Here is a 16,109-nt window from a genome sequence, read left to right on the forward strand (position 1 = left end):
CCGGGAATTTGATGTTTTTTTTCTTACGCTAAATTAATTTTCGCTTATCCGGATTAACATCCATAGGCACTGCTTCAACTTCCAGTAATAATTTCTAAGCCATTTTGAGGAGGAAAAGAACCTATTGCTGCTTATTTATTGTGGCTGGCCAGCAGCTTCCCAACGCGCGATTTCTTCACGAACGATTGGCGCAACCTCTTTTCCGAGTAGTTCAATGGATTTCATGACATCTTCGTGAGGCATTGAGCCAACAGGACAATGCAGCATAAAACGTGTTATGCCAACCTTCTTGCGAAGAAGGATTATTTTTTCTGCAACAGTATTTACATCTCCTGTATAAAGAGCGCCTTCCAAACTGCGGGCATAATCAAAGGACTCTCGAGTATATGGCCCCCAACCACGCTCTCTTGCTAGTACATTCATAGCATATTGTGTCGGTGGGAAAAACTTCTCGATTGCCGACTCTGTTGTTTCTGCGACAAACCCATGGGAATGGGATGCAACAGTCAGTTTGGATGGATCATGGCCAGCTTCTTGTCCAGCTCTATAGTATAAGTTTACAAGTGGTGCAAATTGCAACGGGCTTCCACCTATGATTGCCACCACCAAAGGCAAGCCAAGATAGCCTGCACGTGCGACAGATTGCGGTGTACCGCCGCTAGCTATCCAAACAGGTAGAGGATCCTGAACAGGTCGAGGATATACACCACGATTTTGAATATCCGCTCGGTGCTTCCCTTTCCAATTGATGATTTCATTTTTTGTTAATTGTAATAATAACTCTAATTTTTCTTCATAGAGCTCATCATAGTCCTTGAGGTCATAGCCGAATAACGGGAAAGATTCAATAAATGAGCCCCGACCCGCCATGATTTCAGCTCGACCATTTGAAATAGCATCAACAGTTGAAAACTCCTGGAATACTCTGACGGGATCGTCCGATGACAAGACAGAAACCGCACTCGTCAATCGGATATTTTTTGTTCGTGCTGCAGCGGCTGCAAGCAATACCGCGGGTGCAGAACAAGCATAGTCTTTTCGGTGATGCTCTCCTACCCCATATACATCCAGTCCAACCTCGTCCGCTAACACAATTTCTTCTACAACCTCGCGAATTCGTTGTGCATGACTAATTGTTTGGCCTGTTTTCACATCGGGTGTTGTTTCTACAAAGGTAGTTAGCCCAATTTCCATATCTCCACTCCACTTCTTATTTCCTATTATACCGCGGAAATACATTATTTTATAATCACTCTTCAGTTTAATGATACATGAATATTGGAAGTTGTTTCAATTTTACTGTTTTAGTTGCCCATTATCTTATAGGTGAATGATTAATTTGTTCAATAAAAAAGAAGGAGAAATAATCTCCTCCATTAATTCTTATTCTTTACTTCCTTTATTAAATACTCCACAAACAAGTCGTCTTTAACAAGCCATGCTTCAAAATTTCGTTTCACATAGATCTCCGCTTCTTCGAAGTTTGTAAAGGCCTGTCCTACGACCTTCTTATTTTGCTCAACTACCCAATTCTCCTTTTGGGGATATAAAAACAAAGTATCGTCCTTTCTGTTTTTATAGAGCGTTCCGAAAGTGGAATTCTTTACATTATAACGATTTCTTTTCGCATCTTCTTGAATCGGCTCAAGGTGGAAGGTGTCTAATACATAGTGTTTATATGCTTCATCGGTGATGGTGCTTCCTGAAGCTTTCTGATGACCCCCACCTCCATAATGCCCGGCTATTTCAGAGACATCCACATGATCATGGATTGTCCTGTAGGAGATTCTTTTACCACCCATATTCAGGATGACAATGTAGTCCAAATGTGCATACTCTTTCCCCAGTTCGTTCCCTACTTCGGAATGATACGATTCCGCGTAGATTATTCCCGCATAATAGTCTCGAACTTTTGCTTGTACGATTTCTCTTTTCTTTCGTTTGATATAACGCTCGATTTTATCTTCTTCCATGTTGAGCAATCGTTTTTCAAATTCATCAAAATCAAAATGAGCATTAGTGGATAAGCGTTCAATCATTGTTTCTTCAAAATCATCTATAGACACTAAATAGAACAGGGAATTAAGTGAATGTGCTTTTTGATTTTCGTTTTTCTCCCATTCCCACGTATCATATTGCCTTACAAGCTCGACAAATTCTGATATTGCATCTGACGCTTCCAAAAAGTTCATGGATACCAGATACTCATAAAACAGCGAGGTAGCGGATGTTAAGTTCCCGTCAATATCTTCAACCGCTACATAGCCCCATTCATAGTCATCTAGATGCAGGGCTGATTTATGATGATCGATTAACTGAATATTCCCATGCTCCGAATAATGCTCATTTAATCTGCTTTCATTTTCTTCATTTGGAGATAAGTCCGTAATAAATAAGAAAGTTTCTTTGGAGTCATTTTCTAAAAAAAATTCTATTTCACGGTTTAGTGAAGCTATTGAGTTGTATCGTACTCTTACATCAGGCCCAAAAGCCATTTTTGCTAAAATACCGCAGCCTACTCCATCCAGGTCATTATGAGTTAATAGCTTGTACATATATATCCTTCACCTCAAACCATAGTATGGTTATTTTCCATCCAGATTATCGATAACCCATCGCATGTTTTTTTCCACTTGTATATATTTTAAACTTTAGGTCAAAAATTATATTGTTAAAATTTTATTAAAGGGACGACACCAATGAATAAACATCATGCAAAAACTAAGGAAAATAAAATTACCCAAGTTATTCTTTTAGAGATATTTTGCTTTTCCGTTGTTGTTGCGTTACTTGATTCCATCTCCATACAACCGAGCATAACGTCGATTTATTTTTATCTTTTATTATTGCTAGTAACGGTACTCATTTATAAGCCCTTTCGTTTAATTATTGGTCGAGGGATTTCATTCGTTTCCAGATTCCTCTTTTCAATTATTAAATCTTTTTATACTACAGCCATTTCTTTTATCTTGCATAAATAGAAGTATGTGGTAAGGCGTGACATCTCAAGAGTAAAAAACTCCGCATAAGATTACTCTTATGTGGAGTTTTGAAGGAATTTATTTTATAGAGTATTTTCCAAATCCATCCGTACCATCACCTAGATATTCGATGTTGCTACCTTCCGGAATCGAATCTACTGCTTTTTTCGATGATTCGAACACGACATTTGCAGACTCTGGAAGCTCAGCGAATTTCCAGTTATTATCTGCCGATGGGTCAATCGTTTCGTTTGCAATTATATAATCAATAATTGCTTGACGATTTTCATGCGGGTAAACTTCAATATGAGAAGCATTACGCACACCCGGGAACGAACCATTTGCACGATAGTTGTTTGTTGCAACGATAAACTCTTGGTCTAAATCTATTGGTTCTCCTTTGTATTGCAAGTTTACAATTCGCTCTGCACCTTCATTTACTACATTGCCGCTTGCATCGTATTTAGCTGGTTGTGTAACGTCGATTTCGTAAGTTACACCATCAATCACATCATAGTTATATGAGCGGAAATCAGTATTGATTAATTGTTGTTCTTCATTGCTGGTTGAATCAATTTGGTTAAATTGCCCAGCTGACATTTCCAACCACTCTTTAACATCTGCTCCAGTTACTTTCAAGATTGCTAGTGTATTATCATATAAGTAAAGATCTGCTACGTTTTTGATAGCTAATTCACCTGCTGGTACGTATGTGTAATATTCAGGGTCACTACGTGTACCTGCTTTAAACGGTGCACCCGCAGATAAAACTGGAAGGTTTTCGAATTCAGTTCCCTTAATTTTCTGCTGTACGTATAGTGATTGTGCATTTGTTACTATTTGGATAGATGGATCATCCAATACTTGCGAGAAATAACTATGGATATCTGCACTTGTTTTTCCTACCGGTTGACGTACGTATTCAATTGTCCCCTCATGTGCTTCCTCTACTGCTGCTGCCAGCGCTTGGTCTACATCAGAAGAGTCCTTCGCAATTTCGCGTACTTCACTTGTACCAGCAACTACTTCCCACTCTTCACCTTTTTCCTCAAGAGTTAAGTCAATCACACCCAGATGGCTGCCGTATTTACCTGGCATTACGACCGGTACACCATTCATAGTCCCTTTTTCAGTATCCACACCTGTTAATGTGTCATCCACTTTACCAGGGAAGACTCCGTGTGCATGTCCAGAAATAATGGCATCGACACCATCCACTTTAGATAGAAGGTATGTAACATCCTCTTCACCCACAGTATGCGTCGTATCTCCTAAACCTGAATGGGAAAGGACAACAATCACATCTGCACCCTGGTTTTGCATTTCCGGGATTACTTTTTCAACTGCTTGTACCGAATCATCCACGGTTACTTTTCCAAGTAAGTGAGACTTATCCCAATTCAAGATCTGAGGCGGTACAATTCCTGTTACCCCAACTTTAATCGTTGTTTTATTTCCTTTTGAATCAACTACTTCTTTTTCAACAATGACATATGGATCATACTTATAGCTACCGCTGGATGCATCACGGATATTAGCATTTACGAATGGGAAATTGGCATCATCATAGACTTCATCCAAATAATCCAGCCCATAGTTAAATTCATGGTTTCCAAGCGTTGACGCGTCATAATCCAAGTATTCCATTGCCGTGATCGAAGGATGTTCTTCTCCTTCTTCCAATACATCGACCGCTTGTTTATATGAACCCAGTGGTGTTCCTTGAATTGCATCACCATTGTCAAATAGAAGAGAATTGCTATTTTCTTCACGTGCGTTTTTGATTAGGGTTGCTACCTTCACAAGTCCTAAACTATTTGATTCAGTGTCTTTGTAATAGTCATAATTCATGATATTTGTATGAATATCGGAAGTACCAAGAATGCGTAAAGATACTGTCGATTTATATTCTTTCAAGAAACGTTCCAATAATAAATCAAAATGATTTTCAGCCAATACATTTTTAAGTTTTAAAGTTTTATCTGTATAACCAGTTAAAAAACCTAGTGAAATGGCTTTAGCTAACTCATCAAGATTCTCTTTCTTTGCAGAATTAATATCTTTATATTTTTTTAGGATATCCTCCGGGTAAGTCTTGCCATCTTGAATTGCGTTTGCTAGACCAACAGCCGCCTCTTCACGAGTAATGTTTGCATTAGGTTTAAATTTTTTCCCTGTTTTAACCTCGATAAGTTTTAATTCAATTGCTTTTTCAATATAAGGTTTTAGTGAATCAGGTACATCCGTAAATTTCACGGTTTTTCCTGTGCCTAGCTCAATTCCCATTGAATCAATGACCGCTTTTACATATTCTCCTCTTGTGACTTGGTCAACCTTTGCAGCATCTGCTTCGTTCACATTTGCAAAACCTGAAACTGCAATTGACAAAGCTAAAGCAGAGGCGGAAATTTTTTTCCACATTAAAGCTCATCTCCTAATTAATTAAATTCTTAACCAATTGAATTTTATCAAAAAGGAAATCATATAAATAGCAGTTTTTCTATTTTTTTGTAAATAGGAAATATTATTTACAAATGGGGGTATAATCACCAATTAATATAGTTAAAGATAAAGGTTGACACAAAAAATATTTTTTTGTATCAACCCTCAGTCACATGTATTTATTTATATTGAATTTATTGACCTGAACGTCCTTTTAATTGTGCTTCAGCCATTTGTACAAGGCGTTTTGTAATTTCACCACCAACAGAACCATTGGCACGTGATGCATCTTCTGGTCCAAGGTTTACTCCAAACTCTTGTGCAATTTCATACTTCATTTGATCCATTGCCGCTTGAGCACCTGGGAAGAGTAATTTATTGGAACTTCTTTGAGAAGCCATATCTCTCACCTCCTTGTGAGATTAGAATGGTCAAAGAGGTGTTTTTAATACGTTGTTAAACATTCCTTCATAGTATCAATTTCCCTTGTATCAAAATTACAATAATGGGCCAAAAATTCTAAAAAATCAAAAAGGTGTTGCATTTATAATTAAGAAAAGGTATAATTCTACTTAATTTAATAATCACTTATTTCAAGAACTTTTGAAGTAAGGATAGAGGCGCAAAAACCATTAGTACATAGTTTGAGGATTATGAGATCCGGGGACGATTGTGGAAAGGGGAATTTGCCGAAGCTTCTGAGAAACTCATAATCTCAAGAGCTGGTTCTGTTATTGAATAAATACAGAACTGTCATATAGATTTCTATATGGAGGGCTATCTTACGCAAGGAAATGAACTTTATTTCTTCGCAACAACGAACCCTCGTTGTTGCTTTTTTGCGTTTACTTACCATAACGCCCTTCTCCCTCTATTTTCTTAGAAAACTAAAGGTGCCTGCATATAGCAGAACCTTGGTTGCCCGCAAGGAGAAAAGAAGGTTTACCCTTTCTTTTCTGCTAAAAAAATAAAAGGATGTGGAGAAGTAATGAATTTTGGAAAAATTTTAACTGCAATGGTGACACCATTTGATGCAACTGGTGAAATCGACTGGAATGCTACTGAAAACTTAATTAATTATTTAATCGCAAACGGCTCTGACGGATTGGTTGTATCAGGTACAACGGGAGAATCCCCTACTTTGAGTGATCAGGAAAAACTTGATTTATTTAGATTTACGGTAAAAGTGGTAGATGGACGTGTTCCCGTAATTGCTGGCACAGGTTCCTATAACACAAGAGATTCAATAATATTAACAAGACAAGCAGAAAATGCAGGTGTCGACGGCATCATGCTTGTAACGCCTTATTACAATAAACCTTCACAAGAAGGAATGTATCAGCATTTTAAAGCAATTGCGGACTGTACTGCTTTGCCGATTATTCTCTATAATATTCCGGGTCGAAGTGTTGTAAATTTATCTGTTGAGACCGTGATTCGTCTCTCCGCTATACGTAATATCGTAGCCATTAAAGAAGCAAGCGGAAATCTTGATGCCATGGCTGAAATTATCGAGAAAACACCGGAAGGATTCTCTTTATATAGTGGAGATGATGGTTTAACATTGCCAACTTTATCGATTGGCGGAACAGGTGTTATTTCGGTTTCCGCTCACATTATCGGCAATGAAATGCAGGAGATGATTCGTAAATTCCAAGATGGCGATATAGACGGTGCTGCAAAAGACCACCGCACACTTCTGCCTGTTATGAAAGCTTTATTCGCAACACCAAACCCGACATCCGTAAAAGCAGCTCTAAATTCAAACGGAATTCCGGTTGGCGGTGTACGTCTGCCAATGATTCCATTAAATAATGAAGAACTTGCTTCTTTACTAGCCGTTCTAAATGCATTTGAGGAAGTTAACAGCTAATATATAAAAAATAAAACAGGATCATTCTTGATCCTGTTTTATTTTTTATACAATTCGGTTATTATATACGCTTTGATCGGAGGATGACTAGTTTTTTCGAGGTAGCTAACCGCTGAGCCTTCAATTTTGTAGCGTGACCCATTTAATTTGGAAAAAGGCAAATCTAAAAACCTGGTAAAAGATTTATTATCCACTACCAGGTACTCTTTTAAATGGAAAACGCCAAACTTATTTTTCCTCTAAATCTTGAATAAATAGCTCCCCTAATTTTTTTATACCCTCTTCAATTTTTTCAGGAGTACTGGATGAGAAGTTTAGACGTAGATGCCTGCTGCCATCATCAGGATTCTTGCAGAAATGGATTCCTGGTACAAAGGCGACTTTATACTCGGATGTAGCTCTTTCAAACAGAGCAAGAACATCCGGCTCCCCAGGAAGTTCCACCCAAATGAAAAGGCCACCTTCAGGCTTTGTAAACTTCGTACCTTCAGGGAAGTATCTTTCAATACTTGTCACCATTGTATTCAATTTCTCGGCATACATCGCATTTATCTTCTTCAGGTGGTCCGGCAATAAGCCCTGTTCAAGGAATTCTGCACAAATGGCCTGAGTTAAATTGGCAGTATGAGTATCTGCACCTTGTTTTGCGACTGTTAGCTTCTGAATAATTTCTGCTTCTGCTAGTACAGTCCCTACACGCAATCCTGGAGATATGATTTTAGCAAAGCTATTTAACAATACAACATGTCCTGTTTGGTCAAACGTTTTAATATTCGGCAAAGCTTCCCCTGAATATCTCAAATCGCAATACGGATCATCTTCCAAAACAATCACATTATGTTGTGATGCCAATTCAGCAATTTTTTGTCGACGCTCTAGCGGCAATGTTCGTCCCGTTGGATTTTGGAAAGTCGGAATAGTGTATATCATCTTTGGATTATGCTCTTTAATTTTCGCTTCTAAATCCTCCATAATCAACCCATGCTCATCCATTGCGACAGGAATTGATTTTACGAAATATTTATTGAACGTAGAAAATACCCCCAAGAATGTAGGCGATTCAACCAACACCACATCCCCTGGTTCAAGGAAAGCATCTGCCAGTAAATGAATTCCTTGTGATGCTCCAGTTGTCACAATTACATTTTCACTTGATCCTTTAATCCCTTTAGGATGTGCGATGTGTTTTAAGTACGCTTCTTTTAAAGGCGCCCATCCTTCCGTGATGCCATACTGTAAAATTTTATGTCCATTTTGAGTTAACACTTTATCTGTTATCCCTTTAACTTCATCGATTGGAAAGGATTCATTTGCCGGACTGCCTCCTCCAAACGAAATCATTTCCGGATCTGCCATCGCTTTAAAAATTTCGCGTACCGCACTTGATGAAACTTCTCCCATGCGTTTTGAAAACTTGTACATCTTGAATCTCCCTTCGACACCTTTAGTTGATTTGAATACACTTTACCAAAGTGTCCCTGCTTTTATTCTTGCCAAACTTCAAGCTGCCTTTCACTAAGCAACTTCCGCATATAATTAATTTTTTTTAATCTTCAACACACCATTGACAACATAGTTTGGTCTCTGGTCGTTCATAACGGCCTCTACATTAGACCAAATATTGCTATGGGCTCTGTAAAATGTACTAGATGTAATTCCTCCAATGTGTGGCGAAAATATTACTTTATCTGCGACCTCGAGCGGAAGATCTACTATAGGATTGTCCCGTGTAGTTGGTTCTGGATAAACCGTATCAAAACCAGCACCATAAATTTCACCGTCAATAATTGCTTCCCGCAAAGCTATGTTATCCACTATCTCTCCACGAGCTGTATTTACCAAGAATGCTGTCTTCTTCATTTTCTTTAAAAAATTACTATTGATCATTTCCGTTGTTTCATCTGTTACTGGTACATGAATGCTGATGATATCACAGGTTTGAGCCAATTCCTCTAGCTCCAGATATGTAATATGGTACTGATCTTCAACCTCCTTGGTTAGCCTTGTTCTGCTGTAATAGTAGAGCGTACATTCAAATGGGTGAAGGCGGGTTGCTGTAGCTTTGGCAATATCGCCAAAGCCAATTAATCCTACTTTACAGTCAGCAAGTTCCGTAATTCCTTCTATCATTGCTTTTTCCTTGGTTTGTATTTGATTGCCTTCACGGACATTTCGATCCCCCGGCACTACTTTTCTCAATAGCCCCAGCATCAGGAGTATCGTCTGCTCAGCCACAGCACCAGCGTTGACGCCTTTATTGTTGCAAACATAGATTCCGAGTTCTTTCGCCGTTTGGATATCTATGGCATTATATCCAACACCCTCAGAATGGATGAGGCGTAAGTTCGGGAGACTTTTAATAAGATTTTGGCTAACTGGAGCAATCGCATCCACCAATAGAATCTCCGCATCATGTCCCATATCAATTATCTCTTCGTCATTCGTTCCTATAGGAAAATAAACAATTTCGGCCTCTTCTAAAATATCCTTGTTAGGTATGTATTTCTTATATCTCTCCTCATTTCCGATTACTAATACTTTCATGAATTTCCCTCCACTTCGGAATTGGAATTTTGAGAATTTTCTATATCCTTACATTCTATTACTTTTCATCTAGTGAATCAATTTTAATAGAACTGCAGGAATCAAAAAATTTAGATAAAAAAATACCCGGTTCTAGAAATTTAGAACCAAGCATTCATTCTTCCTGTATAAATTTTACTTCATCATAGCCACAAATATTGCAAACCATTAGATGCGGGCAAATTTGGTCTTTAGCCGTATTAGGATAGCCATCCCCCATTTTCACCGTTTCTTCATCATTGTAATGTCCATATGGATCTAGATAATCCGAGACCTTCCCGCCATCCTCCAAACGTTTATGGCAATTTGGACAATCGACTTCCAACACTTTTAGTGAGTTGCATAAAGGACATACTGCCATCAAAACCACTCCTTCTAATACAGTTTGTGCCACTCTTTATGGAAAATAAACATCTGCTGCTTAAATTCAGCAGCACAGGAATACATTCTTCAAACATAAGTGGGTAATCTAAGTACAACTAATTGTTGGAGGTCTTAAAGAAATGAAAAAAGATGAAAAGCTAAATGAAGAAGCGGCACTCAATAACAACCTCGATGCAGCTACTTTACGTATGAATACTGAAATAGCAAAGAATCATGTAGAGCCACAACCACCCAAATCAGCAGCCGAGAAAAAACAAGATCCAAAGCATTTTAATTAATCTCCATATAGGCAACCTTCCCCTTTTTTCGGGAATGTTGCTTTTATTTGCTTTGCCAACTTTTCGTCCTGACATTCCGGTGTTTCTCTACTATTAGTATACCTGCAATTATGCTATATTTTAGGAGAAGTACTAAACATTGAAGGGGTGTTATGTTTGCATACATACAAAATTGCAGTTATCTCAGGAGACGGTATTGGTACAGAGGTAGTTCCGGCAGCCATCGAAGTGCTGGATAAAGTTGCTAGACTGGATGGAGGCTTTCAATTTCAATGGACCTACTTCCCATGGGGCTGTGATTACTATCTCGAGCATGGCGAAATGATGCCTGAGGATGGACTTGAAACTCTGAAGCAATTCGATCAAATCTTTTTGGGTGCTGTTGGAATGCCGGAGTTAGTTCCGGATCACATTTCACTTTGGGGATTGTTAATAAAAATTCGACGTGGACTAAAACAGTCCATCAATGTTCGTCCGGCAAAGCTATTAGCTGGTCTTGAGTCGCCTCTGAAAAATCCAGAAAACTTCGACATTACCGTAGTCCGCGAAAATTCCGAGGGTGAGTATTCAGATAGTGGCGGCCGTATGCATAGCGGAGCAGATGAAATCGCTATTCAAAATGCCGTATTCACACGTAAATCAACAGAACGAGCAATGCGTTACGCATTCGAAATAGCAAAAAATTCCCGCAATCACGTAACAAGTGCGACGAAATCAAATGGTCTTACCTATTCGATGCCATTTTGGGATGAAGTATTCAATGAAGTAAAGGAAGATTATCCTGAAATTGACACAGCTGTAAATCATATCGATGCCTTGGCTGCATTTTTTGTCATGAAGCCGCAAGCATTTGATGTAATTGTCGCTTCTAATTTATTTGGGGATATCCTAACTGACTTAGGCGGCGCGATAATGGGAAGTATAGGCATTGCACCTGCTGCCAACTTAAATATTGAACGCGAATACCCTTCCATGTTTGAACCAGTACACGGTTCAGCACCAGACATTGCCGGAAAAGGAATTGCGAATCCAATTGGCCAAATCTGGACTGGTAAAATGATGCTCGATTTCCTGGGGCATCATGAAGCAGGTACACGAGTACTGGATGCAATTGAGAAAACCCTGGCTTCCGGCATAAAAACAGGGGATATAGGCGGTTCCTCCACTCTTGCTGAAGTAAAAGAAGCAATTAAACAAAATTTATAAAAATGTCCAAGCCCAAAAATCAACTTTGGGCTTTTTTCAATCCTAATCGCTTCCCTATTACTTCGTGAAGATAGTACAAATTGGAATATCCAGCCCTTAAGATCTTTCAAAACTGGGTTTCCATCTACTATTATCTACCTACTTAGCATTTTCATCTGCTTGGTGAATTCCGATAATATTCCCTTCAGTATCAAGATAATATCCCTGCCATGCCATCCTAGGCAACGCATACTTTGGCAGTGCTATCTTTCCGCCATTCTCAAGAATCTTCTTTTCCGCTAGGTCATTATCCTCGACCCCAATGTACAAACAAAACCATTCACACTTTGGCTTGGTACTGGAGAAGCACCTTGTCGTTTTATTAAAGCCCCATTGATCCCTAGTTGACCTTCTTGTCCAGTTACTGCACCAAAATAAGGCATTCTTTTCATAATCACTCTAATCCTCAAATGACCAACCAAAAACCTCTCCATAAAAACCCTTTGCACGCTCCATATCAATCTACATGAATTTCAAAATGAATTACTCTACCCAGCGTATCCCCCATAGTTTCGTATTTTCATAAAAAGTGTTCCCATTTAACTTCTTTCTTAATAAACTTGATACCTCGCTCCTGAATCATATAACGTCACTTTTTGTTTTAAATTCTGAATCCTGGACAGTACGAGAAAAGCCAATGAGCGCAATTTTATAAATCACTCTTATTTTTTCATTTAAATGAATAAGCTGTATTAATCGACTATGAAGAGAAGGGTAGGAAGAATGGCAAAAGATTATCTATGTAATATTACCTTTCAAAATTTAAGTCAAAAAAACATGTCATTTGAAGGGGTTTTTCGTAATATTGAACAATTTATGGAGAAAGATCCCACCGGAAACTTTAAGTTAATGTTCGGTACCGATTCACAAGTGTTCAGCCGTGAAACAAGGTTTATTACCGGAATTGTTATTCAGCAAGAAAGGAAAGGCGTTTGGGCTTGTTTTAGAAAAGTAATTATCCCTAGAAAAATGACTAATCTCTATGAACGCATCTCCTATGAAACAACCTTGACTGAAGAGGTGGTATCTCTTTTTACAAATGAGAAAAAGGATTGCTTAATCGACATTGTACTTCCGAATATCTACAAAGGGGCAAGCCTAACAATCGAAGGGCATATTGATATTGGTGCGGGAAAGAGAAATAAAACGAGCATCTTCGTAAAAGAAATGATTTCCCGAATGAACACACTTGGGTTGAAAGCAAAGATTAAACCCCATTCTTTCGTGGCGAGCAGCTATGCAAATCGCTTCACCAAATAAGCCTCCGTCCTGGTATTTATATATACAGCCTTCATTTTTCATAAAAATGAATCCAATAATTATTAAGTTTTCATTCTATTGTGATAATATTAATTTTGAGAGAAAAATATTGGGGGAATTAAAAATGTTAGCTAACTTTGAAGAAAACTTACAAAAATACGCAAAGATTCTAGTTGCGAAAGGGATAAATGTACAGCCTGGAGATTGGGTGAAAATGACGATTACAGTAGACCAAGCTCCTCTTGCCCGTCTAGTTACCAAAGAGGCTTATGCGTTAGGTGCTGAGAAGGTCATTATCAAATGGTCTGATGATGAAATTACGAAACTGCATTACCTTCACCAACCGACAGAGGTACTGACAGACATTCCTCAGTATGAAATTGACGAATCAGAAGATCATGTATTAAATCACCGTGTGAGCAGACTTTCAATCCTATCCAGTGATCCAGGATTATTAAATGAAGCGGATCCAGCTAAAGTCGCTGCTTACCAAAATGTTTTTGGAAAGGCATTCCACGCACAACGCAAAGCAACTCAAAACGATGACTTGAAATGGACTGTAGCAGCCGCTGCTGGGGCTGGATGGGCAGCAAAAGTTTTCCCACATCTAAAATCCCAGGAAGAACAGGTAGATGCATTATGGGATCAAATCTTCAAAACTTGCCGAATTTATGAAGAGGATCCGATTGCTGCTTGGGATGAGCATAAGAAGACATTAAATGAAAAAGCAGCGAAGTTAAATGAAATTCAATTTGACGCACTACACTACACAGCACCTGGTACTGATTTAACTTTAGGTTTACCAAAAAGTCATATTTGGGCTTGTGCAGAAAGCTATAATCCAAAGGGTGAAGAATTTATTGCCAATATGCCAACCGAGGAAGTGTTTACTGCTCCGGATACACGTCGCATGGATGGTGTTGTGCGCAGCACAAAACCCCTTAGCTACGCAGGGACGTTAATTGAAGGTATTGAAGTTCATTTCAAAGAAGGAAAAATTGTGGATATCTCTGCCGAAAAAGGCGGCGAAGCAATTAAAAAATTAGTATTCGATAATGAGGGCGGAACTGGATTAGGAGAAGTTGCACTTGTTCCAGATCCATCCCCTATCTCACAATCGGGGATTACATTCTATAATACTCTGTATGACGAAAATGCATCCAATCACTTAGCGATTGGTTCTGCATACCCTACTACTATTCAAGGTGGTACTAAAATGAGCCCCGAGGAATTACGGTCAAATGGTATGAATACTTCAACAGTTCACGTAGACTTTATGATTGGTTCAGCAAATATGGATATTGACGGGATTAAACAGGATGGCACAATTGTTCCAATCTTCCGCAATGGCGATTGGGTATTCTAAAAAACGTAAATTTTATCAAAAAGCGTAGAATGATTTTTTCATTTTACGCTTTTTATTTATTTTCAAAAATTGTAGAGGAATGTCGTTTATTTCCCGAGAAATGTTTTTTCTTGCGGTATAGCTCGAAATCTCTAATTTCTGTTTTACTATAACATTGAAAACCACAAAACGTTTATCTTCTAAAACTTTATTATTTCTTATTAACATCAAATACTAAAGACCTTATCCATTTAACTTAAATGCGTATAATATAATACAATTTATAATTAATGTTCGCCTTTTGTGATAAATTGATTATATGTATAATTGCATTTTTATATTTCATTCGCTTTTTATGTATTTTGAAATAATTTCATGTTTCCTAATTCACATTTCTATGTTACACTTTGTTTTATCATTGTCCACTTGGACGATACACTTGTACACTCTACTAACATAATATTTATAACACTCGGAGGGACGTCATGAAAAACATCGTACATAAGTGGAGTCAAATTAGCCTAGTAAAAAGAATCCTGCTAGGAATCATTATTGGTATTCTATTCGCTCTTACAATACCTGAAGCTACAAGCTGGGTTTCCATTTTCGGTTCTTTATTTGTAGGCGCATTAAAAGCGGTAGCGCCAGTATTAGTTTTATTCTTGGTTATGAATGCTATCTCAAGCCACAAAAGCGGTAAGAAAACGAATATGAAATTTATTTTGGTACTCTATGCAATTGGAACAGTACTAGCTGGTGTTGTTGGGGTTGTTGCTAGTTTCCTTTTCCCAGTAACCTTGACTTTGACATCCGGGGCCGAAGAAGTTGCACCTCCTGAAGGAATAATGCAAGTAATTCAAACTCTTTTATATAGCATTGTGGACAACCCAATAAGCGCCATTTTAAACGCTAATTATTTAGGCATTTTAGCTTGGGCGATTGTATTTGGTTTTGCATTAAAAAAAGCAGCGGATAGCACTAAAACAATGATCGCCAATTTTTCCGATGCCATCTCAAATATCGTAAAATGGGTAATCGAATTAGCTCCATTCGGTATTATGGGCCTTGTATTTGACGCTATTTATACAAATGGTCTAGGATCACTTGTTGAATATGGACAGCTTTTAGTTTTACTGCTTGGCAGTATGTTCTTTGTTGCCTTAGTCGTGAATCCTTTGATTACATTGGTTTTCACTCGTCAAAATCCATATCCATTAGTATTAAGAACATTAAGAGAAAGTGGAATAACAGCCTTCTTCACACGAAGTTCAGCTGCCAATATTCCGGTGAATCTGACATTATGCGAAAAATTAGGCCTAGATGAAGATACTTATTCGGTTTCAATCCCTTTAGGAGCAACAATTAATATGGCGGGTGCCGCTGTGACAATCTCGGTATTAACGCTTGCTACTGCTAATACACTTGGGATTGAAGTTGATTTATGGACTGCAGTTATTCTAGTTGTCTTATCTGCTGTATCTGCTGCTGGGGCTTCCGGTGTTGCAGGTGGTTCACTATTGCTAATCCCGCTTGCATGCAGCTTATTCGGTATTTCAAACGATATCGCTATGCAAGTTGTAGGTGTTGGTTTCATCATCGGTGTTTTACAGGACTCATGTGAAACTGCACTTAACTCTTCTTCGGACGTATTATTTACAGCGACTGCTGACATTGCCAATAAACGTTCTCAAGGATAGTTAAATTAAAGAAAAGGAGCT

The 16,109-nt window shown here is 38.3% G+C and carries 13 protein-coding genes, 1 pseudogene and 1 riboswitch; of the genes and pseudogenes, 6 read left to right on the top strand and 8 right to left on the bottom strand.

What is annotated here, in order from left to right; translation table 11 throughout:
- Positions 1–135: 135 nt before the first annotated feature.
- The 4 genes from QYB95_RS14805 to QYB95_RS14820 all read right to left on the bottom strand — a co-directional run bounded on the left by QYB95_RS14805 (position 136) and on the right by QYB95_RS14820 (position 5,824).
- Complete coding sequence (locus tag QYB95_RS14805; protein WP_301139133.1) at positions 136–1,194, bottom strand: LLM class flavin-dependent oxidoreductase; 1,059 nt, start codon at positions 1,192–1,194, stop codon at positions 136–138.
- A 182-nt stretch (positions 1,195–1,376) separates the two neighbouring features.
- Positions 1,377–2,555, bottom strand: coding sequence for a DHH family phosphoesterase (locus tag QYB95_RS14810; protein WP_301139134.1), 1,179 nt, complete (start codon positions 2,553–2,555; stop codon positions 1,377–1,379).
- Between the two features lie 504 nt (positions 2,556–3,059).
- A complete protein-coding gene (locus QYB95_RS14815; RefSeq protein ID WP_301139135.1) occupies positions 3,060–5,402 on the bottom strand; it encodes a bifunctional 2',3'-cyclic-nucleotide 2'-phosphodiesterase/3'-nucleotidase in 2,343 nt (780 codons plus the stop codon).
- Positions 5,403–5,617: 215 nt separating this feature from the next.
- Positions 5,618–5,824 carry an alpha/beta-type small acid-soluble spore protein gene (locus QYB95_RS14820; RefSeq protein WP_301139136.1) on the bottom strand — a complete coding sequence of 69 codons (207 nt, stop codon included), beginning with the start codon at positions 5,822–5,824 and terminating at the stop codon, positions 5,618–5,620.
- A 206-nt stretch (positions 5,825–6,030) separates the two neighbouring features.
- Positions 6,031–6,211: riboswitch (Lysine riboswitch) on the top strand.
- 200 nt (positions 6,212–6,411) lie between these two features.
- On the opposite strand from QYB95_RS14820, the gene dapA reads away from it, so the two are divergent.
- Positions 6,412–7,296: a 4-hydroxy-tetrahydrodipicolinate synthase gene (dapA, locus tag QYB95_RS14825; protein ID WP_301139137.1), complete on the top strand. Its 885-nt coding sequence runs from the start codon at positions 6,412–6,414 to the stop codon at positions 7,294–7,296.
- Between the two features lie 228 nt (positions 7,297–7,524).
- On the opposite strand, the gene QYB95_RS14830 is transcribed toward dapA, so the two are convergent.
- The 3 genes from QYB95_RS14830 to QYB95_RS14840 form a co-directional block, all read right to left on the bottom strand.
- Positions 7,525–8,718, bottom strand: coding sequence for an aminotransferase-like domain-containing protein (locus QYB95_RS14830; RefSeq protein WP_301139138.1), 1,194 nt, complete (start codon positions 8,716–8,718; stop codon positions 7,525–7,527).
- A gap of 114 nt (positions 8,719–8,832) precedes the next feature.
- A complete protein-coding gene (locus QYB95_RS14835; RefSeq protein ID WP_301139139.1) occupies positions 8,833–9,840 on the bottom strand; it encodes a 2-hydroxyacid dehydrogenase in 1,008 nt (335 codons plus the stop codon).
- Positions 9,841–9,994: 154 nt separating this feature from the next.
- A complete protein-coding gene (locus QYB95_RS14840; protein ID WP_301139140.1) occupies positions 9,995–10,240 on the bottom strand; it encodes a hypothetical protein in 246 nt (81 codons plus the stop codon).
- Positions 10,241–10,382: 142 nt separating this feature from the next.
- Between QYB95_RS14840 and QYB95_RS14845 the strand changes: the two genes are divergently transcribed.
- Together QYB95_RS14845 and QYB95_RS14850 are read left to right on the top strand one after the other, a co-directional pair.
- A complete protein-coding gene (locus tag QYB95_RS14845; RefSeq protein ID WP_301139141.1) occupies positions 10,383–10,541 on the top strand; it encodes a hypothetical protein in 159 nt (52 codons plus the stop codon).
- A 156-nt stretch (positions 10,542–10,697) separates the two neighbouring features.
- On the top strand, positions 10,698–11,747 hold the full coding sequence (locus QYB95_RS14850; RefSeq protein ID WP_301139142.1) for a tartrate dehydrogenase: 1,050 nt from the start codon (positions 10,698–10,700) through the stop codon (positions 11,745–11,747).
- Between the two features lie 138 nt (positions 11,748–11,885).
- Here the strand turns inward: QYB95_RS14850 and QYB95_RS14855 are convergent.
- Positions 11,886–12,282: pseudogene (locus QYB95_RS14855) on the bottom strand (VOC family protein).
- 227 nt (positions 12,283–12,509) lie between these two features.
- Between QYB95_RS14855 and QYB95_RS14860 the strand changes: the two are divergent.
- The 3 genes from QYB95_RS14860 to sstT all read left to right on the top strand — a co-directional run bounded on the left by QYB95_RS14860 (position 12,510) and on the right by sstT (position 16,088).
- Positions 12,510–13,046: a ribonuclease H-like YkuK family protein gene (locus QYB95_RS14860; RefSeq protein WP_301139143.1), complete on the top strand. Its 537-nt coding sequence runs from the start codon at positions 12,510–12,512 to the stop codon at positions 13,044–13,046.
- Between the two features lie 124 nt (positions 13,047–13,170).
- Positions 13,171–14,412, top strand: a complete 1,242-nt coding sequence (locus QYB95_RS14865; protein ID WP_301139144.1) for an aminopeptidase — start codon at positions 13,171–13,173, stop codon at positions 14,410–14,412.
- Positions 14,413–14,876: 464 nt separating this feature from the next.
- Complete coding sequence (sstT, locus tag QYB95_RS14870) at positions 14,877–16,088, top strand: serine/threonine transporter SstT (RefSeq protein ID WP_301139145.1); 1,212 nt, start codon at positions 14,877–14,879, stop codon at positions 16,086–16,088.
- The last annotated feature ends 21 nt before the right edge of the window (positions 16,089–16,109 follow it).

The organism is Ureibacillus aquaedulcis (assembly GCF_030418165.1).
GTDB lineage: Bacteria > Bacillota > Bacilli > Bacillales_A > Planococcaceae > Ureibacillus > Ureibacillus aquaedulcis.